This window comes from Pseudarthrobacter sp. C4D7 (genome assembly GCF_013359725.1).
Taxonomy (GTDB): domain Bacteria; phylum Actinomycetota; class Actinomycetes; order Actinomycetales; family Micrococcaceae; genus Arthrobacter.
Genome location: NZ_JABFMW010000035.1, coordinates 1 through 18,759 on the forward strand (window position 1 = coordinate 1; position 18,759 = coordinate 18,759).

Consider the following 18,759-nt stretch of genomic DNA (forward strand, 5'->3'; position numbering starts at 1 on the left):
GACACCCATCAAGCATCCCGCCTAAACCAACCCAGGTTTAGGAGACACGCCCTAGCTGCCCCGAATATTTGATACGTTTCATTTTTGCGTCCGCCCACGGCGGATTCCCCGGAACCGGCAAGGGTGCCCGAGGGAGATGTCAGGCGGCGGCAGCCCCCTGAAGGACGGTGCCGGCGGCAGGCCCACCCGCCGCGGACACCGACTCGTCGTTGGCGGCGAAGAAGCGGTCGCACAACCATCCGGTGAGGTAGAGCCAAGCGCCAATGCTGAAGAACGGAATGAGGCCGGGGAGGCAACTGCTGGCATAGACCACCGCGGCGGAGACAAAGAGCAGGATGACCGTCCCGGCCAGGTGACGCACCGCGAAGCGGGACGACATCAGCAGGTACTGGGGCAACGGCAGCTCATACCGGGCATACATGGGGAACACGTAGCACGCCGCTCCCGCGAGGAAGATCGCGGCCACCAGGATGCCCACGGCCATGAACTGCGAGAGGGTCCCGCCATCCCCGGAGAAGTAGTTCCAGTTCAGGACGAACGCCGCCGCAACAGCCATCACCGGAAGCGCCAGCGCGTTGGCCCGGAAGAAGTTGCGGAAGTAGGCGGTGGCAAACCCGCGCAGCAGCGGGACGGCGTCCCCTGCGGCCCGCTTCCGCACGGCTATCTGCGCCGCAGCGGTGGCAGGACCAACGCCGAAGACGCCACAGCCCAGCAGGCTGAAGGCGATCCACAAAAGGTTCAGGCCGGCGATCCACACGAGGGTGTCGAAAAATGAGTAGGCGCGTGCACTGAAGGTCCCGGACAGCATGGCACGGCTCCCTTCTGTTCTCCATCGTTGCAGAAGTGAAACGGAACGTGTCCCGCATCACGCTGGTAATCGGTTTCTCGAAAATCTAGACCCGCCACCATCCGGCGGTCAAGCGAAAATTTGAATCGTTACATAACTGGACTGGCGGCCTTGGCTTGCAGCACACTAAGTGTTGGAAAGCGCTTGCTGCACCAGCTGCCGGCGCACATGACGCCGGCAGCCGCAGGGCGGGCCGGTGCCCGGAATGGAGACCCATGGGAACGGCAACGGAGGCCGCCGGCAGCGCGGCCGCACCAGCTTCAGCAATGACACCAGCACGGGTTGCACTGGTGGGAGTGCACGGCTTCGGCAGCCACCACCTGCGTAACCTCGAACGCCTCCAGGCTGCGGGCAAAACCATCCTGATGGCCGTTGCGGACCCGCAGCCGCCCGCACCCGGTTCCGTCCCGCCGTCGGCCGCCGTTCACGCAGGGATCGATGACCTCCTCGGGGCTGTGCCGGACCTGGACCTCATCATTGTGGCCACCCCCATCCAGACGCACGCCCCGCTGGCACTGGCCGCCCTGGCTACGGACGCGGAGCTGTACCTTGAGAAGCCGCCCGTCGCCTCACTGGAGGACTTCCACCGGCTGTGCACGGCGGCCGGAAGGTCAGGCCGGGGGGTCCAGATCGGGTTCCAGAGCCTTGGCTCGCACGCCCTTGCAGCCATCGAAAAGTTGCTGGCCGATGGGACCATTGGCACATTGGAGGGCATCTCCGCCACCGGCCGCTGGGTCCGGGACCGGGCGTATTACAAACGCTCCCGCTGGGCCGGCAAGCGGAGCATGAACGGTGTGGATGTGGTGGATGGCGTGGCCACCAACCCGCTGGCGCACGCCGTGGCCACCGCCCTGCGGATTGCCGGCGCGCGCACCACCGCGGACGTGGCCTCCGTAGAGACCGAGCTGTACCGGGCCAATGACATCGAGTCGGATGACACCTCAGTGATCCGGATCCGCACCGCGGCCGGCCTGCCCATCACCTGCGCCCTCACCATCTGCGCATCGGAGTCCGTCGAACCGTACATAACGCTCCAGGGTTCTGCCGGCACCGCGGTGTTCCACTACACGGAGGACCGGTTGACGGTGGAGACGGAGGCGGGGCGTACGGAGGAATATTTTGGCCGCGACGACCTGACGGAGAACCTCCTGGCCCACCGCGCCCACGGTGTTCCGCTCACCAGCAGCCTGGTGGACAGCGGCGCCTTCATGCTGGTGCTCGAAGCCATCCGGACCGCGCCGCTGCCGTTCCCCATCGATTCCGCAGCCATCCGCTGGGAAGGCGAAGGAGACGCTGCGCACGCCGTGGTAGCAGGAATCGAGGACGCCCTGGAGCGTGCCGGCCGGGAGCATGCCACCTTCAGCGAGCTGGGGCTGCCCTGGGCCGCAGCCGCCCCGGTGGCGTTCGACGTTCGGGCCAGGGGATGACGGACCACACGGAAAGACAAGGGCAGGGGGCCGCAGCCAGCGGTACCGCCACGACGGACTGCCCGGGCCGGCTTGCCGCCGTCAACCTTGTGACGGATGGGCTTGCTTCGTGCCTGACGGCGGGCCCTTTCCCCACCTTCAGCTGGCAGCTGGCGCACGACGGCGATCCTGCCGTTGCCCGGCAGTCCGGCTACGCGCTTGAGGTCCGGGACGCCCACGGCGGAGTCCTGTGGGGTCCGGACCCGGTCAGCTCCGCTTCGCAGCGGGGGATTGCCTATGGCGGTCCGCGGCTCGACGACGACTCGGACTACACGTGGCGGGTCCAGGTTACTGACGCCGCCGGGAACCCGGGCCCCTGGTCTCCCGCCCAGCCTTTCAGTACCGGCCTTACGGACGGCTCATGGCAGGCCGACTGGATGGGCCGGGCCCCCGGCGGTCGGGCCCCGCTGGAAGTCCTCAACCACGCCCTCAGGGTGGCAGGGTCCCCTTTCCTGCCCCTTCCCGTCCCGGCCCTTCGCAGCGTCCGGCTCGATGCCGGGGTCCGGCCCGTCATGGGCCGTGCCGGGCTGCTCCTGCGCAGCACCGGCGCCGGAACGGGCCTGCTGGTGGAGCTGGGCCCCACCGGGGAGGTCCTGCTCCGCAGGGCGCCGGTCTGGGAAATCCCCGCGCCCGCGGCGCCGGATACCGAAGTCCTGGGACGCGGCGCGCCCGCAGGTGGCCACGCTGCGGACCCCGGTTCCGGATCATGGCGGGAACTGACCGTCCGCGATGACGGGCACACCATCCGCGTGGCCGTGGACGGAGATGAGCTGCTGGCGGTGGACGAGCAGGCAGCCGGCGGCACCGCAGGCGTGCTTGCCCTGCACCAGGGCCCACGGAGCCAGGCCGAGTACGCGGCGCTGCGCATCACCGGCTCTGCTCCCGGCCAGCCCGAAGCGCTCCTGCTGGACCACCGCTTCGACGCGGGCGATGACCAGGCCACCGCCTGCCTGGCGCACTGGTCCCGCACCACTGAACACCGCCAACCCGATGAGTGGACACTGTTCCGGACCACTTTCCAGCCCAGCGGGACCGTCAGGCGGGCCCGGCTTTACGCCGCCGCCAACCACCACGCGCAGCTCTCCGTGGCGGGGACACGCTGCCTGGCCACCACGTCGTTCGGCTACCCGGGAGAGGGCTATTACGACGCCGCCGACATCACCGGGCTGTTCGCAGGCCACCCTGCGGACACCCCGGTCCCGGTCACCGCCCTGCTCCACTGGTACGGGCCAGGCCAGGGCCGCGCCGCAGGCACTCCGGGACTCCTGGTCCGGCTCACGGTGGACTATGACGACGGCCGCCGCGACGTCCTCACCTCCGGCCCTGGATGGTCCGCCGGCGAGGCACCGTACCGCCAATCCGGCTACCGCAATGACGAGGGCGATCCCGTGGAACACCTGGACGGCCACGCAGCGGCGTCCCTGAGCCCCGCCCACCGCCTTCCCGCCGCCATTATGTGCGGCGGCCACCCGTCGTCGGCCCTTCCCCGCCTGCACCCGCGCAGGACGTTCCCCGCCGGCAGCTTCGTGCCGCCCCGGCAGTTCCTGGTGGCAGGCGACGGCACCCTGGTGGCCGATTTTGGCCAGGTCCTCCCCGCGCGGCCGGAGGTGGACTTCCAGGACGGTGTCCCCGGCCGGACCATCATGCTCAGGGCCGGCTACGCCCTCCGCCCCGACGGACGGGTGGACGCCGGGAAGACCGCCAGCCAGAACACGGACATGTCCTTCCCCTATACCCAGGCAGCCGGCCCGCAGGAGTTCCGCGCCACCGTGCACCTGGGATTCCGCTACCTGGAGCTGCCCGGAATCGAGCCTGCGGAAGTTACGCGGGTGGGTGCCTGCACGGTCCACGGCAGCCACCCCGGCGAGGGCAGCTTCAGCAGCTCCGACCCGGACCTGGATGCAGTGTTCCGGCTGCTCCGCGACTCTGCGCTGTACGGCGTCCAGGAGCAGTTCGTGGACACCCCCACCCGTGAGAAGGGCCAGTTCCTGGCTGACGCTGTGAACATTTCCTACGCCACCATGGCGCTCTTTGGCGAACACGCGTTCACGGCACAGGCGTTGCGGGAATTCGCCTGGTCCGCCGGCCGCTACTGGAACGCCGGCGGGGAGAAAGGACGCTACAACGCCGTCTATCCCAACGGAGACGGCAAGCGGGACATCCCCGACTTTTCCCTGATGCTGCCCGAATGGGCCGAGGAATACCACCTGCGCACAGGCGACCTCGCCCTGGTCAGGGAACTGCTCCCCCACCTGAAGGACACGGCAGACTACGCCCTCCGGCATATTCCCGCGGACGGCCCGACGGCGGGACTGGTCACCACACTGGGCGGCGGCTCCGGCCCCTACCTGCACGGCATCGTGGACTGGCCCGCACCTGGCCGGTTCGGCTACGACATGGAGTGCGCGGCCAAAACCACCGTCAACGCCCAGGCCTTTTCCGCCCTTATGTCCACCGCGCGGCTGTGCAGCGCAGCCGGTGAACACCAGCCCGAAGCCCGCTACCAGGCTGCCGCGGAGGCCCTGGCCCGGACCATCCGGGATCGCCTGCGCGTGGACGGGGTCATGGTTGACGGACTCCACGCGGACGGGACACCCAGCAAACATGCCTCCCAGCACGCTTCCTCGTTCCCGCTTTCGCTGGGCATCACCGCACCTGGTGACGCCGCAGCGGACGCCGGCCGGATCGCGGCGATGGGCATGGCCCAGGGACCCATGACAGTGCACCGCCTGGTCCGGGCCCTGGCAGCCCAGGGGTTGACGGACGCGGTGCTGGACCTCCTCACGGACAAAAGCCAGCCCGGCTGGGCCAGGCTCCTGGAACGGGGTGCAACGTTCACCTGGGAGGCGTGGGACCTGGTGGAGGGCAGCGACTACAGCCAGTCGCACGCCTGGTCCGCGTCCGTCATCAAGGAAATCCTGGAACACCTTCTGGGCGTCCGTTACGCCAGCCCGGGCGGCAACGACGTAGTGATCGAACCGCCGCTGTGCCGGCTGGGGCATGCCCGCGGCAGCGTCCCCGTGGCCAACGGATACGTGCACGCCAGCTGGCGGAGGCACGGTGCCCAGGTGGAGCTGGAGTGCACGGTGCCGCCCGGCACCACGGCCACGGTCCAGCTGCCCGGCGGCTCGTACGTAGTGGCGGGGCCCACCGCGAATGCCGACGCGCCGCTGTCCCCGGTCCCCGCTCCCCGTGTGGACGGCGGCGGTGGAACGCCACCGGCTGCCCGATGCTTCCGGGTGCAGGCCGGAACCTGGACTTTCACCCCCGCGTAGCAGCCGCGGTGCGCCGCGCGTGGCGCCACAGCAGGAATCCCACCACGGCGGCGGACAGCATCCCCAGGGCGCCGGTGGCCACCAATCCCGTCCGGACGCCGAACTGCTCGGTCAGCCACCCTGCCAGCAGGCCACCGCAGGCGTGCCCGCCCAGCAGGAGGGGAAGGTACAGCGCCATCACCCGGCCGCGGATGGCAGGCCCGGCTTCAAGCTGGACGGCCGTGGCCGCACTGGTGAGGAACAACAGCGTCATGGTCCCCACCACCGCGAGCATTGCCACGAACAGGCCCAGGGTGGGCATCAGCGCTGCCACCAGCTGGGACAGTCCAAAGAGGCCCGCGGCGGCCACGATACCCTTGCGGCCCATAGTTCCCAGCCGGGCCGCAAGGAGGGCACCGGCCAGTGCCCCGCCCGCGCTGACCATGTTGAAGAGGCCGAAGCCCTCCGCACCGTTGTGCCAGACGTCCTGGGCGAACGCTGCGAGGACCACCGGCCCGTTCATGCCGAAGGCGCCCAGCAGCCCTGCCAGCAGGATCAGCAGCAGCAGGCGTGGCCGCTCGCGCACGTAACGGAAACCGGCAAGCACCTGGCCGCGGCCCCGCTCCGGGGAGGTACCGGGGTGCAGTTCGTGCGTCCGGATCCCCGCGGCCAGGCCCAGCACCACCAATCCGATCACGGCGTTCGAGGCGAAGGCCGCTGCTGGGCCGGCCTGCGCGATCAGGATTCCGCCCAGCGCCGGGCCGGCCATGCCACCCAGTTGGGCGAGGGCGTTGTTCAGTCCGATGGCAGGACGAAGGGCGGCATCCCCCACCACTTCATTGACAAAGACCTGGCGGGCGGGCTGGTCCACCGCAGCGGTGACGCCCAGCGCCATGCAGCTGGCATAGACAACCCAGACGGTAATGGCGCCGCTTGCGGCCCAGGCCGCCAGCCCGAGGCCCAGCAGGACCATGATGGACTGGCACACCATCATGATCCTGCGCTTGGGGAAGATGTCCACCACCAGGCCGGCGAACGGACCCACCACCAGCATGGGCAGGAACTGCAGGGCGACGGCGGCACCCACCGCTGCGGGGCTCCCGGTCAGCTGCAGCACCAGCCAGTCCTGCGCCAGCCGCTGCATCCAGACGCCGAGGCTGCCGGCGAGCTGCATGGCCAGGAAGAGCCGGTAATTATGGTGCTTAAGGGGGTGGAACCAGCGGGGCCGGTTGCTGCGTTGGGGTGGTGCCTGCGCGGAACGGGTGCGGCGGAGCGGCACGGTCAGCGTAAGTGGCGGCTGGAACGCATTTTCACTGCGGCCGCGGCCAGGATCAGGGTGCCCGGGACCACCACGAAGAGCGCGGCGAGCATCCAGACGAACACCACGGAACAGAACAGGGCGGCCGCCAGCAGCAGCGATCCGGTCCAGTCGCGGAGGGCGGTTGCCTTGCCGGCTTCAAGGGCCAGGCGCCAGGTCTGCCTGCCGTTGGTTCCGGGGGCTGCGGCGGCGTCGGACCAGGCGGATGCCGTGCGCAGCAGCACGATGGCGGCAGCCGCCGCAAGGATGAGGGTGGCGGGCAGCACCAGGCCGCGGCCCGGGAGCTGCCCCACCCACGCGAGCAAAAGGTTGAGGACGATCACGACGGCGGCTGCCGCCGTCGTGATGCCTATTTTCCAGCTGCCCGGCAGGGCAGCCTTGAACAGCCCCCACAGGCCCCGGACTGAGTCGTCCCGGCCGTTCAGGTGCCGTTCCAGGTGTGCGGTCCCGGCCGCGTAGGCGGCCGGGATGGTGACCAGCGGCAAGGACAGCACCAGCACCAGGACCCCTGCCAGGAGGGTTTCGGAGAACAGGGCGAACCGGTTCACCGGAATGGGTTCGTGGCCGGATGCGGGTGTGGTGCTGTCCATGACGCTCATTGTCCTTTGCCTAACCCTTGAGTCCCTGGGTGGAAACGCCCTCGACGATGTAGCGCTGGAAGATCAGGAAGAAGATCAGCACGGGCAGCAGCGCCAGGACGGACATGGCGATCATCGCGCCGTAGTCCGAGGACTGGGTCTGGTCCACGAACAGCCGCAGGGCAAGCGGCAGCGGGTACTTCTCAGGGGTGTTCAGGTACAGCAGCGGGCCCAGGAAGTCGTTCCAGCTCCAGATGAAGGAGAAGATGGACGTGGAAATCAGGGCCGGCTTCATCAGCGGCAGCATGATGGACCCGAAGATCCGCGCATGGCCGGCGCCGTCGATCCTGGCGGCTTCGTCCAGCTCCGCGGGCAGGCCGCGCATGAACTGGACCATCAGGAACACGAAGAACGCGTCCCCGGCCAGGAACTTGCCGATCAGCAGCGGGACGTAGGTGTCCACCAGTCCCAGCTGCTGGAAAATGATGTACTGCGGAATGATCACCACGTGGAAGGGCAGCAGCAGGGTGGCGATCATCATGCCGAAGAACAGGCTGCGGCCCGGGAAGTTGATCCGGGCGAATGCGTAGGCCGACACGCTCGCGGACAGGATGGTTCCGACGACGGCGCCGAGGGCCAAGATCAGCGAGTTGGTGAAGAACTGCAGGGTGGACACCCCGCCGATCCCGTCCATGGCGGTGACGAAGTTGTCGAAGCTGAAGTTGTTCGACCACAACGACGTGTTCTGCCCGCCGATTTCCGAGTTGGGCTTGAACGACGAGGCGATCATCCACAAGCCGGGGTACAGCACGATGGCGGTGAGGATGAGTGCCGCTGCGTGGAAGATGGCGCTCTTGGCCCGCTTGACTCCCACCGACTCGGATTTCGGGTTGTAAACCGGTGCGGCGGTGTCCGTTGGGGCGTGGGTTGGGCTTGCCGTGGTTGTCATTTTGAATCACCGCTGTAGTGGACCCAGGACTTGGACGTGCGGAAGAAGATCAGGGTGATGATGCCCACCACGATCACCAGCAGCCACGCCATGGCTGAGGCATAGCCCATCCGGAAGTCGCTGAAGCCCCGCAGGTACAGGTAGAGGGTGTAGAAGAGGGTGGATCCGGCGGGGCCGCCTTCACCGTTGGAAATGATGTAGGCAGACGCGAAGATCTGGAATGCGTGGATGGTCTCCATCAGCAGGTTGAAGAAGATCACCGGGGAGAGCATGGGCCAGGTGATGTTGAAGAACTTCCGCACCGGGCCTGCGCCGTCCATCGATGCCGCTTCGTACAGCTCGCCGGGGATCTGCTTGAGGCCGGCCAGGAAGATCACCATCGGGGCACCGAACTGCCACACGGTGAGGAGGATGAACATGGGCATGGTCATGGAGGGGTTGCCCACCCAGCCGCCCAGGTTGATCCCGAAGAAGGACAGGCCCTGGTCCACTGGGCCGGAATCGCCGAACATGGCTTTCCAGACGATCGCGATCGAGACGGACGCCCCGATCAGGGACGGAGCGTAGAAGGCGGACCGGTAGAAGCCCTGGCCGCGGCGCTTGCTGTTCAGCAGCATGGCCACCGCCAGCGCGGCCGCGAGCTTGAGCGGGGTGCCAAAGACGACGTAGCCCACGGTCACGCCCACGGACTGCAGGAAGCGCTCGTCCTGGAACAGGGTGGTGTAGTTGTCCAGGCCAATCCACTTGGGCGGCTCGAAGAGGTTGTAGTTGGTGAAGGACAGGTACAGCGAGGAGATCATCGGCCCCACCGTGAGGGCGATGAACCCCAGCAGCCAGGGCAGCAGGAAGGTGTAGCCGGCACGGGCATCCGTGCCCCGCTGCCGCTTCTTGCGCGGCAGCGGGGACCCGGACGACGCCGGACGCCTGCTCAGGGTTGGGCTTTGAGTCACGATTTCATTCCGTCAGTCGTGGAACCTGGGTGGGAGGACATGGCAGGTCAGGAGTTCTGCTTGATGAGGTCTTCGGCTTCCTTGAACCAGGCATCCGTTGCACCGTCGACGGTGAGCTTGCCGTAGTTCAGGTCCGAGGCGATGCGCTTGAAGGAGGCTTCAAGGGTGCCGAAGCCGACGATGGGCGGCTCGGGGGCATCCTTGAGGTACTTCTCGATGGACTTCTCGTAGTCCACCACCAGCTTGTCGGTGCCTTCGAAGGTGGTGCCGTCGCGCTGGGTCTTGGAGGCGGGAACACCGCGGGAGGTCTTGAAGATCTGGCCCACCTCGGGGTCATTGACCATGAAGTCGATGAACCGGGCTGCGGCATCCTTGAATTTGGTCTTGGCGCTGGCCACCATCAGCATGGACGGCTTGAGGAACAGCCCCAGGTTGTCCGGATCGTCCGATGGGACCGGAACCAGCTTGAGTTCCTTTGCACCGCTGTCCCCCAGGTATCCGGCCATGAAGTTGTCCCAGGTGACTTCGGTGGCCGTGGCGTTGGAGCCGAACGGGGACTTCGGTGCCAACTGGGTCACGCGGTCTTCGGGGATGATCGCGTTGGTGCCGCGGAGGCTGCCGGTGAGGTTCCACCACTTCTTCAGATCGTCCTTGCTGAAGCCGAGCTTGCCGTCGGAAGTGAAGGCCTCGATCTTGTTCTGGCGCAGCCAGATGTTGAACATCCACCAGACGCCGGTGTAGTCGGTGCCGCCGTAGAGGGCGCCGTTGCTCTTGGTGCCCACCTGGGTCAGGAAGTCGTTGAACTCCTTGTAGCTCCAGCTGCCGTCCGGTTCCGCGATGCCCAGCGGGGCCAGCTTGGCGGGATCGTAGTAGACGGCGAAGGCGTTGGTGCTGGTGGGAATGCCGTAGGTCTTGCCCTTGATCTGGCCGGACGGCAGGAGGGACTTTTCAAAGGCATCGGTGTTGATCTTGACGGTGCCCAGGTCCAGGAGCTGGTTGCGCTGGCCGTAGTCCCGCAGGTAGGACAGGTCCCACTGCATGACGTCGGGCAGGCCGCCGCCGGCGGCTTCGGTGGCGCGCTTCTGCCAGTAGCCGGCGAAGTCAGTGAAGTTGCCGTTGACTTTGATGTCCGGGTTCTTCGATTCGAAGAGGGCGATGGCCTTGCGGGTCCGTTCAGCACGGTCGTCGTTGCCCCACCAGGTGTAGTTGATGGTGACGGGTTTTTCGGCCGATCCGGTCTGGCCGGACGAACTGGATCCGTTGCCACAGGCCGACAGGGCTGCGGCAGATGCGGTGCCGATGGCCACGGTTGTGAGGAAATGCCTTCTGTTGATCACGGGAGCCTCCTTGCTCGATGAGTGTCGCCCTGTGCTCGGCCTACGGAGAGGGTAGTGAGCTGGCTTACACGGCTTCTGAAACGATACAATAGCTGCATTGCCGGGATTGGGCAAGCGTTTTCCAAAGGTCTGACCAATGCCCCGTTCCACCTCGCGGGCAGACAAGGAAGTCACATGACACAGCAGCACACCACTACGCCGTCGAGCGTCTGGAACAAGGTTGAGGGCCTGGGTTTTGGCGGGGATTACAACCCCGAACAATGGCCGGTGAGCGTCCGGCTGGAGGACCTGGAGCTGATGCGGGAGGCCGGCGTGAACTTCCTCAGCGTGGGCATCTTCTCCTGGGCACTGCTTGAACCCTCCGAGGGGACGTACGACTTCGGGTGGCTGGACGAGGTGATGGACAACCTGGCGGACATTGGCGTGAAGGTAGCCCTCGCCACGGCCACCGCCGCTCCCCCGGCGTGGCTGGTCCGCAAGCACCCGGAAATCCTTCCCGTCACGGCTGATGGCACCGTGCTGGGACCGGGCTCACGGCGGCACTACACGCCGTCGTCGTCCGCTTACCGCCGCTACGCCGCGGGGATCACCCGCGTCCTCGCCGAGCGGTACAAGGACCACCCCGCCCTGGCACTGTGGCATGTGGACAACGAACTGGGCTGCCACATCTCCGAGTTCCATGGCGAGGAAGACGCAGCGGCGTTCCGGGTATGGCTGGAACGCCGGTACGGGAGCATCGATGCGCTCAACGCCTCCTGGGGCACGGCATTCTGGTCCCAGAGCTACGGCTCCTTCGCTGAAATCATGCCGCCCTCGGCCGCACCGTCCACACTGAATCCGGGCCAGCAGCTGGACTTCCAGCGGTTCAGTTCCTGGGCTCTGACGGACTATTACCACTGCCTCGTGGCGATCCTGCGTGAGGTCACCCCGGAGATCCCCTGCACCACCAACCTGATGGCATCCAGCGCCACCAAATCCATGGACTACTTCGCGTGGGCCAAGGACCTGGACGTCATCGCCAACGACCACTACCTGGTGGCCGCGGACCCGGAACGGCACATCGAACTCGCGTTCAGCGCGGACCTCACCCGCGGAATTGCGGGCGGCCACCCATGGATCCTGATGGAACACTCGACGTCGGCCGTGAACTGGCAGCCCCGCAACCAGCCCAAGATGCCCGGCGAAATGCAGCGGAACTCGCTGGCCCATGTGGCCCGCGGCGCCGACGCCGTGATGTTCTTCCAGTGGCGGCAAAGCTTCGCAGGCTCCGAGAAGTTCCACTCCGCCATGGTGCCGCACGGCGGCCGCGACACCCGTGTGTGGCGCGAGGTGGTGGAACTCGGCGCCGCACTGAAAAGGCTGGAACCTGTCCGCGGATCGCGGGTCCGGTCCCGCGCCGCCATTGTCTTTGACTATGAGGCGTGGTGGGCCGCCGAGATCGATTCGAAGCCCAGCATCGATGTGAAGTACCTGGACCTGCTGAGGGCGTTCCACCGGGCCCTGTTCCTTCGCGGGATCTCCGTGGACCTGGTGCACCCGTCCGATTCGCTCGAGGGGTATGACCTGGTGCTGGTGTGCACGCTGTACGCGGTCTCGGACAGGAATGCCGCCACCATTGCTGGTGCCGCGGCGGCCGGAGCTACGGTGCTGGTGAGCTATTTCAGCGGGGTCGTCGATATGCAGGACCACGTGCGGCTGGGCGGTTATCCCGGCGCGTTCCGCGACCTCCTGGGGGTCCGCGTGGAGGAATTCCATCCCCTGCTTGCCGGATCGCAGCTGAAGCTCAGCGACGGAACGGTGTCTTCCGTCTGGAGCGAGCACGTCCACCTCGCCGGGGCGGAAGCGGTGCAGACCTTCACCGAATATCCCCTGGAGGGCGTTCCCTCCCTGACGCGCCGGGCCGTGGGTTCCGGCGCGGCCTGGTACCTTGCCACCTTCCCCGATCGGGACGGGATCGAGTCAATCCTGGACACACTGCTCGACGAATCCGGGGTTGCCCCGGTTGCCGATGCCGACCCCGGAGTGGAACTGGTCCGCCGGACATCCGACGACGGGCACAGCTTCCTGTTCGCCATCAACCACACGCGTTCGGCTGCGGCGGTAGCGGCAACAGGTACCGACCTGCTGACGGGTGCGCCGTTCAGCGGGTCTGTTGCGGCGGGCGCCGTGGCAGTGGTTGCCGAGGGATAGGCAACCCTGCGTTCCGGAACGTTCGACGGCGGCCGGTGCGGCTTGATCCAGGGGTACGCCTTCCGCGGGGTTGCGTTTTCCACATAGGGGTTTGAGCGGGCCGGAATTGTCAGACCCTGGTGGAAGACTTTTGTTATGGAAGCGGTTGTGGCATCGGCGGGCGTGGAATGGGCGGCGCGGTGGGCCGGCTCGTCTGCCGGCGGCGCCGCCGCATCCCTGCCTGCGGCACCTTCGCTTGGTGATGTCCTGGATCTGTTGGCCCGGGTGCCGTTGGCCGTGGATGGTGCGGGCATGATTGACCAGATCCGCGGGCTGGAGGATGTGAAGTGCCTGGCCGGGGCCCGGCAGGCTGAAACCACTGTGGCGTTTGATCGGGCCCAGCGGCAGGCCGCCGCCGGGGTCCCGGCCACCGGGCAGGACGCCGGGCAGGGCGCAGGGGTCGCGGCGCAGATCGCCTTGGCGCGGCGGGAGTCCCCCGCCCGGGGATCCCGGCTGCTGGGCCTGGCCACGGCACTGACCGGGATGCCCCACACGTTCGCCGCGTTCCGTGCAGGTTTGGTCAATGAGTGGCGGGCCACCCTGATCGTGAAAGACACCATCTGCCTCACCCCCGCCGACCGGGCCGGAGTGGATGAGGAACTCGCCGCCGATACCGGAGCCCTGGACGGGATGGGCGACAAAGCCATTACCGCCGCCGTCCGCGCCGCGGCGTACCGGCGGGACCCCGCCGCCGTCGCCAGGCGCGCAGCCCGGGCCGTGGGCGAGCGGTGCGTGAGCCTGCGCCCGGCACCGGACACCATGACCTACCTGACCGCCCTGCTCCCGGCCGCCCAAGGCGTCGCCGCTTACGCCGCCCTGGTACGGGACGCCGGCACCGCCCGGGCTGCCGGGGACGACCGGACCCGGGGACAAGCCATGGCCGACACCCTCGTAGAACGCGTCACCGGCACCCCCGGCGGCATCAGCGGGGTCCAGATCCAGCTCGTCATGACCGACCACACCCTCCTCCACGCCGGCCCCGACCCCGCACGGCTCTCCGGCTACGGCACCATCCCCGCCGCACAGGCACGCACCCTCGCCTTCACCGCTCCTGGTGACAACGACCTCAACCTCTGGATCCGCCGGCTCTACACCACCCCTGGCACCGGCGAGCTGGTGGCCATGGACTCCACCGCCCGGCTCTTCCCGCCAGCACTGAAACGCTTCCTCCAGGTCCGGGACGACACCTGCCGCACCCCCTACTGCGACGCCCCCATCAGGCACCACGACCACATCACCGCCTGGCACCACGGCGGACCCACCACCGCCACCAACGGCCAAGGCCTCTGCGAAGCCTGCAACCACACCAAAGAAACCCCCGGCTGGACAGCCACAACCACCACCGGCCCACGCCACACCGTCGCAACCACCACCCCCACCGGCCACACCTACCACTCCACAGCCCCACCCCTCCCCGGCAGCGGGCAACTGCGCCGCACTTCCTCCCGCGAAACGCCGGCCGGGGCTTCCGCGCGGCCACCCGATGGGCCCCGGCGGCCAACCGTCCACATCCTGGGTCGGGTCATCCAGGCCGCATGACCCGGCGAAGTCCCTGGCGGAATGCCCGCGGGCAGGCCTGTGGGCTGCGGGACCGGGCGGCAGATACTGGACTGGTGATTCGAGCGGCAACGACAGCAGACCTGGAGCGCATCCAAGCGATCGAGGTTGCGGCCGCAGAACTCTTCCGCGCCATAGGCATGGATGCAGTCGCGGACGACCCGCCGCCGCCCGTAGAACAACTGGAGGCCTACGTAGCGGCCGGGACCACCTGGGTGGCAACCGACCCGGAAGTGGGAGCGATCGGGTACGTCCTCGTCGACGGGCATGCCGGTTGGTCCCACATCGAACAGGTCACGGTGCACCCCCACTATGCACGGCGTGGCGTCGGCGCCGCCCTGATCGACCACGTGGAGGAGTGGGCCCGGGGCCTGGGCCAGAGCTGCCTGTCCCTGACCACCTTCAGCAGTGTGCCCTGGAACGGCCCTTATTACGAGCGCCTGGGGTTCAGGCATCTGCCTGAACCGGAGTGGCCGGCATACCTCCGCAGCACTGTCGAACGGGAAGCGGATCACGGGTTGGCTGCGTGGCCGCGCACGGTGATGGCGCGAAGCGTTAAACAACCCTGCCCCGGAAAGAACCATGGGTAACTTTCCGGGGCAGGGCTGCCATCCGCCGTCGAACTCCTGGATGGGGAGGCATCCATCCAGGCCGTCCGGAGCCGTTTGGCGGCGTGAAAACTAGTTGCTGATAGCGGATTTCATTTCGTCGGTGGCCTTCTTCCCGGCATCTTCCGGGGACAGCCGCTCGAAGAGTACTTCCGAGGTGTACCGCTTGATGATCTCCTGGATGGCACCCGCACCCTTCGGCGGCGGTGCCGGAGCCTCACCCAACTCGTCCTTGATCTGGTCGATGAAGTTCACTACTTTGACGTCAGCCGGGGTGAGCTTCGGCTGGATGGCCGCCCGGACCTCGGAGTTCGGGTAGACGCCGCGGTCCGCGAGCAAGGCTTCGCCGGCTTTGACGTTGTTGGTGAGGAAGTTGATGAACTTGGCGGTTTCCTGCGGATGCTTGGTCCGCGATGATGCGGACCAGAACTGTGAAGCCTTGTACCAGAGCTCGGTGTCAGCGGCGGATCCGGTCTTCGTGGGGAACCGGAGGATCTTCAGGTCTCCGCCGCTGGCCTTTTCCAGGGCGGGCGCCTGGTTGGACCACCAGAACGCCATGCCGTTCTTACCCGTTGCCAGCCCGCTCTGGTCGAGGGGAGCAGCTTCGGCCTCCACCACCTCGGACGCGGAAGGCACGGCTTTGTCCTTGCTGAGCTTCTTCAGAAAGGCCCACCACTCGGCGATGTCGCCAGGTTCGAAGCCCAGCTTGCCGTCGGACGTGTAAAGGGACTTGCCGTTCTGCCGGAGCCATACACCCAGGGAGGCCTCATCGGTCCCGTAAGCCGCCGCGCCATAAGTGCCCTTGGGCGACTTGGCGGTGATCTCGGCGGCGATGCGGCCAAAGTCCTCCCATGTCCACTTGGTGTCGTCCGGAAGCGGGACGCCCGCAGCCTGGAAGACGGCGGGATTGGCCAGGATGGTGGCTGCGTTGATCCCCGCAGCGATGCCCGTCAGTCCCTTTTCACCCTTTCCGGCGTTCAGCGCAGCCTCATCCAATTTGGACGTGTCGACGTCGTACTTGGACAGGTCCAGAAGGGCACCGCGGCTGGAGTACTCCGTGATGTATTTCTCGTCCATCTGGATGATGTCGGGGGCGTCATTGGCGGCCACCTGCGTGGCCAGCTTGTCCCAATAGCCGCTCCAGTCGCCGAACTCCGGCTTGATTTTGATCTTGGGGTTCTCGGCCTCGAATTGCTTGATCGCTTCCTGCGTCAGCTGGGCGCGCTTGTCGCCACCCCACCACGAGAAGCGGAGTTCGACGGTGCCGTCCGCGTTCTGCGGAGCGGCCCCTCCCCCGCAGGCGCTGAGTGCCATGACGGCGGCGACAGCCGCGGCAACCGCCCCGGCTTTGCGGGTTCGGATACGGGGGCTGAGAACCTTGCTGCCCGGGCGACTGGCGCCTGAAGTGGGTGCCTCTGCGATGTGCTTGGCAGCAGACGCAGCACGGGGAAATAGCGGCACTGGGTACTCCGATCTTCCTTGATCCAAAGGTGGGTGGCCGGCCCCGGCATGGGCTTGGGGCGGGACATTGAAAGCGCTTTCTGCTACCGATACTACAAGTACGCAACTTGTAATACAAGATGCTGACTGCCGGCCGCCCGGAACGTTTGACGTTAACGGCGAACGGCCCGCCACCAGGGCGGGCCGTTCAGATGGATCTGCTGTTTTGGTGACTATTTGATGCCGGTGGTGGCGATGCCCTTGATGAGGAACCGCTGGCCGAAGAGGAAGACCAGGAAGACCGGCAGCAGGGAAACGATGGACATGGCGAACAGTGAGCCCCAGCTTGTGGCCGACTGTGAATCCACGAAGGCGCGGAGGGCCACCGGGACGGTGAACATGTCCGGATCCGTGAGGTAGATCAGGGCACCGAAGAAGTCGTTCCAGGTCCAGATGAACGTGAAGATGGTGGTGGTGGCCAGTGCGGGCACCATCAGCGGCAGGATCACGCGCAGGAAGATCCGCGGATGGCCGGCCCCGTCGATCCGTGCGGCCTCGTCGAGTTCGCGGGGAATGCCGCGGATGAACTGCACCATCAGGAAGACGAAGAACGCATCCGTGGCCAGCAGCTTGGGCACCAACAGCGGCCAGAAGGTGTTCACCCAGCCAATCTGCGAGAACAGGATGTACTGCGGGACGATCACCACGTGGAACGGCAGCATGATGGTCAGGAGCATGATCCCGAAGAACAGCTTCTTTCCCGTGAACTGCAGGCGGGCGAAGGCATAGGCGGCCATGGAACAGGAAACCAGGTTGCCCAGGATGGAGCCGATCACCACGATGGCCGAGTTCAGCATGTAGTGGCCGAACGGGTGCGTCAGGGCAGACCAGCCGGACGTGTAGTTACTCATTTCCAGGCTGTTGAGCCAGAGGCCAGGTTCCCGGAAGATCATCTCGTTCGGCCGCAGCGAGGAGACCACCATCCACAGCAGCGGATAGATCATCAGGGCGCCGGCCACGATCAGGATGCCGTGCTTCATGAGCGATTTTCCGCGCTGGGCCCGGCTGAAGGCGAGGGTTCCCCGGGACTCGCGGACCCTGGGCTTGCGGTTCGTAGGCTTGCCGGCGCCCGTGGACTTCTTCTCCGGGCTCGGCAGCGTCTCAAGCTTAGTCGTCATAGAAAACCCAATACTTAGAAGCGATGAAGTTGATGGCGGTGAAGACGCCGATGATGAGCAGCAGCACCCAGGCCATGGCCGAGGCGTAGCCCATGTCGAACTGGCCGAAGCCCTTCTGGTAGAGGTACAGGGTGAAGAACATGGTGGAATCCGAAGGTCCGCCATTGCCACCGGAGACGATGAACGCCTGGGTGAAGGACTGGAACGAACCGATGATCTGCAGCACCAGGTTGAAGAAGATGATCGGGCTCAGCATCGGCATGGTGATCCGCCAGAACTGCTGGAGCGTGCTGGCTCCGTCCACCTTGGCTGCTTCGTAGTACATGGCGGGGATCTGCCGGAGACCGGCCAGGAAGATGATCATGGGGGCGCCGAACGTCCAGACGTGCAGCAGGATGATCGATCCCAACGCCGTGCTGGGATCCGAGATCCAGCCCGGCCCCTGGATCCCGAACATGGCCAGGACCTGGTTGACCAGGCCCGTGGTGCCGAAGATCTGCTTCCAGAGGATGGCCACGGCAACTGATCCGCCCAGGAGGGACGGCAGGTAGAACACCGAACGGTAGAAAGGCAACCCACGCAGGCCCTTGTCCAGGACCAATGCGATCAGCAGGGCAACGGCGAGCTGCAGCGGCACGCCAATAAACACATACGTGAAGGTGACCCGCAGCGAGTTGTGCAGCCGGGCGTCACTGAGCATCCGGGTGAAGTTGTCCAGCCCGGTCCATTCCGGCGGCTGAAGCAGGTTGTAATCCGTGAAGGACAGGTACAGGGACATCAGCATGGGGCCAATGGTGATGGCCACCAGGCCCACCAGCCACGGCAGCAGGGAGATATAGGCGGCCTTGTTGTCCCGCTTATTGGCCTTCTTCTCCTCAGCGGTGACCTTGCCCTTCCGCCGGGTGAAGGAGCTGAGCTCGCTGATGGCGCTCACAGGAGCTGCTCCGTCCGCGGCTCGGGGCATACTGCAGCCGGCAGCAGGGCCGGGCGCGTTGCCCTGGGGATGTGTTTTGCGGCCATGTGGTCTCCTTTGGTCATCGTGGCCTCC

At 66.6% G+C, this 18,759-nt stretch carries 14 protein-coding genes; 5 read left to right on the forward strand and 9 right to left on the reverse strand.

Translation table 11 applies throughout. The features are described 5' to 3' along the window. Positions 1 to 139 precede the first annotated feature (139 nt). Positions 140 to 808: a YesL family protein gene (locus tag HNO81_RS17730; protein WP_175319423.1), complete on the reverse strand. Its 669-nt coding sequence runs from the start codon at positions 806 to 808 to the stop codon at positions 140 to 142. Between the two features lie 254 nt (positions 809 to 1,062). Here HNO81_RS17730 and HNO81_RS17735 point away from each other — a divergent pair, with 254 nt between their 5' ends. Further along, positions 1,063 to 2,274, forward strand: a complete 1,212-nt coding sequence (locus tag HNO81_RS17735; protein WP_175319424.1) for a Gfo/Idh/MocA family protein — start codon at positions 1,063 to 1,065, stop codon at positions 2,272 to 2,274. After that, positions 2,271 to 5,588 carry a family 78 glycoside hydrolase catalytic domain gene (locus tag HNO81_RS17740; RefSeq protein WP_175319425.1) on the forward strand — a complete coding sequence of 1,106 codons (3,318 nt, stop codon included), beginning with the start codon at positions 2,271 to 2,273 and terminating at the stop codon, positions 5,586 to 5,588. Before HNO81_RS17735 ends, HNO81_RS17740 begins: the two co-directional genes overlap by 4 nt. On the opposite strand, the gene HNO81_RS17745 is transcribed toward HNO81_RS17740, so the two are convergent. From HNO81_RS17745 to HNO81_RS17765, 5 genes are read right to left on the reverse strand one after another with little or no spacing between them, the layout of a single operon-like run. Next, complete coding sequence (locus HNO81_RS17745) at positions 5,575 to 6,846, reverse strand: MFS transporter (RefSeq protein ID WP_175319426.1); 1,272 nt, start codon at positions 6,844 to 6,846, stop codon at positions 5,575 to 5,577. The two genes, HNO81_RS17740 and HNO81_RS17745, sit on opposite strands and share 14 nt — an antisense overlap. Positions 6,847 to 6,848: 2 nt before the next feature. Continuing rightward, positions 6,849 to 7,484: a Poxvirus protein I5 gene (locus HNO81_RS17750; protein WP_175319427.1), complete on the reverse strand. Its 636-nt coding sequence runs from the start codon at positions 7,482 to 7,484 to the stop codon at positions 6,849 to 6,851. Between the two features lie 10 nt (positions 7,485 to 7,494). Further along, positions 7,495 to 8,412, reverse strand: a complete 918-nt coding sequence (locus HNO81_RS17755; RefSeq protein WP_175319428.1) for a carbohydrate ABC transporter permease — start codon at positions 8,410 to 8,412, stop codon at positions 7,495 to 7,497. Continuing rightward, positions 8,409 to 9,362: a carbohydrate ABC transporter permease gene (locus tag HNO81_RS17760; protein ID WP_175319429.1), complete on the reverse strand. Its 954-nt coding sequence runs from the start codon at positions 9,360 to 9,362 to the stop codon at positions 8,409 to 8,411. The genes HNO81_RS17755 and HNO81_RS17760 overlap by 4 nt, the downstream gene beginning before the upstream one ends. Before the next feature lie 47 nt (positions 9,363 to 9,409). Then, on the reverse strand, positions 9,410 to 10,699 hold the full coding sequence (locus HNO81_RS17765; RefSeq protein WP_175319430.1) for an ABC transporter substrate-binding protein: 1,290 nt from the start codon (positions 10,697 to 10,699) through the stop codon (positions 9,410 to 9,412). A 174-nt stretch (positions 10,700 to 10,873) separates the two neighbouring features. Between HNO81_RS17765 and HNO81_RS17770 the strand changes: the two genes are divergently transcribed. The 3 genes from HNO81_RS17770 (at position 10,874) to HNO81_RS17780 (ending at position 15,075) form a co-directional block, all read left to right on the forward strand. Beyond that, on the forward strand, positions 10,874 to 12,889 hold the full coding sequence (locus HNO81_RS17770) for a beta-galactosidase (protein ID WP_175319431.1): 2,016 nt from the start codon (positions 10,874 to 10,876) through the stop codon (positions 12,887 to 12,889). A 135-nt stretch (positions 12,890 to 13,024) separates the two neighbouring features. Continuing rightward, entirely contained in the window at positions 13,025 to 14,467 is a 1,443-nt protein-coding gene (locus HNO81_RS17775; RefSeq protein ID WP_254703557.1) for an HNH endonuclease signature motif containing protein, read from the forward strand. 74 nt (positions 14,468 to 14,541) lie between these two features. Further along, positions 14,542 to 15,075, forward strand: a complete 534-nt coding sequence (locus HNO81_RS17780; protein ID WP_175319432.1) for a GNAT family N-acetyltransferase — start codon at positions 14,542 to 14,544, stop codon at positions 15,073 to 15,075. Positions 15,076 to 15,165: 90 nt separating this feature from the next. Here HNO81_RS17780 and HNO81_RS17785 read toward each other — a convergent pair whose 3' ends face one another. From HNO81_RS17785 to HNO81_RS17795, 3 genes are all read right to left on the reverse strand, one after another. Next, on the reverse strand, positions 15,166 to 16,554 hold the full coding sequence (locus HNO81_RS17785; protein WP_175319433.1) for an extracellular solute-binding protein: 1,389 nt from the start codon (positions 16,552 to 16,554) through the stop codon (positions 15,166 to 15,168). Between the two features lie 212 nt (positions 16,555 to 16,766). Beyond that, the gene (locus HNO81_RS17790) at positions 16,767 to 17,711 is read right to left on the reverse strand and encodes a carbohydrate ABC transporter permease (RefSeq protein WP_175319434.1); all 945 of its coding nucleotides are present in this window, start codon (positions 17,709 to 17,711) and stop codon (positions 16,767 to 16,769) included. Continuing rightward, a complete protein-coding gene (locus tag HNO81_RS17795) occupies positions 17,701 to 18,645 on the reverse strand; it encodes a carbohydrate ABC transporter permease (RefSeq protein WP_175319435.1) in 945 nt (314 codons plus the stop codon). Before HNO81_RS17795 ends, HNO81_RS17790 begins: the two co-directional genes overlap by 11 nt. Between the last annotated feature and the right edge of the window lie 114 nt (positions 18,646 to 18,759).

Excerpts from the sequence above, each read along its gene's own strand:
- HNO81_RS17730 (WP_175319423.1), bottom strand. The coding sequence starts at position 808 with ATGCTGTCCGGGACCTTCAGTGCACGCGCCTACTCATTTTTCGACACC.
- HNO81_RS17735 (WP_175319424.1), top strand. The coding sequence starts at position 1,063 with ATGGGAACGGCAACGGAGGCCGCCGGCAGCGCGGCCGCACCAGCTTCA.
- HNO81_RS17740 (WP_175319425.1), top strand. The coding sequence starts at position 2,271 with ATGACGGACCACACGGAAAGACAAGGGCAGGGGGCCGCAGCCAGCGGT.
- HNO81_RS17750 (WP_175319427.1), bottom strand. The coding sequence starts at position 7,484 with ATGAGCGTCATGGACAGCACCACACCCGCATCCGGCCACGAACCCATT.
- HNO81_RS17755 (WP_175319428.1), bottom strand. The coding sequence starts at position 8,412 with ATGACAACCACGGCAAGCCCAACCCACGCCCCAACGGACACCGCCGCA.
- HNO81_RS17770 (WP_175319431.1), top strand. The coding sequence starts at position 10,874 with ATGACACAGCAGCACACCACTACGCCGTCGAGCGTCTGGAACAAGGTT.
- HNO81_RS17775 (WP_254703557.1), top strand. The coding sequence starts at position 13,025 with ATGGAAGCGGTTGTGGCATCGGCGGGCGTGGAATGGGCGGCGCGGTGG.
- HNO81_RS17790 (WP_175319434.1), bottom strand. The coding sequence starts at position 17,711 with ATGACGACTAAGCTTGAGACGCTGCCGAGCCCGGAGAAGAAGTCCACG.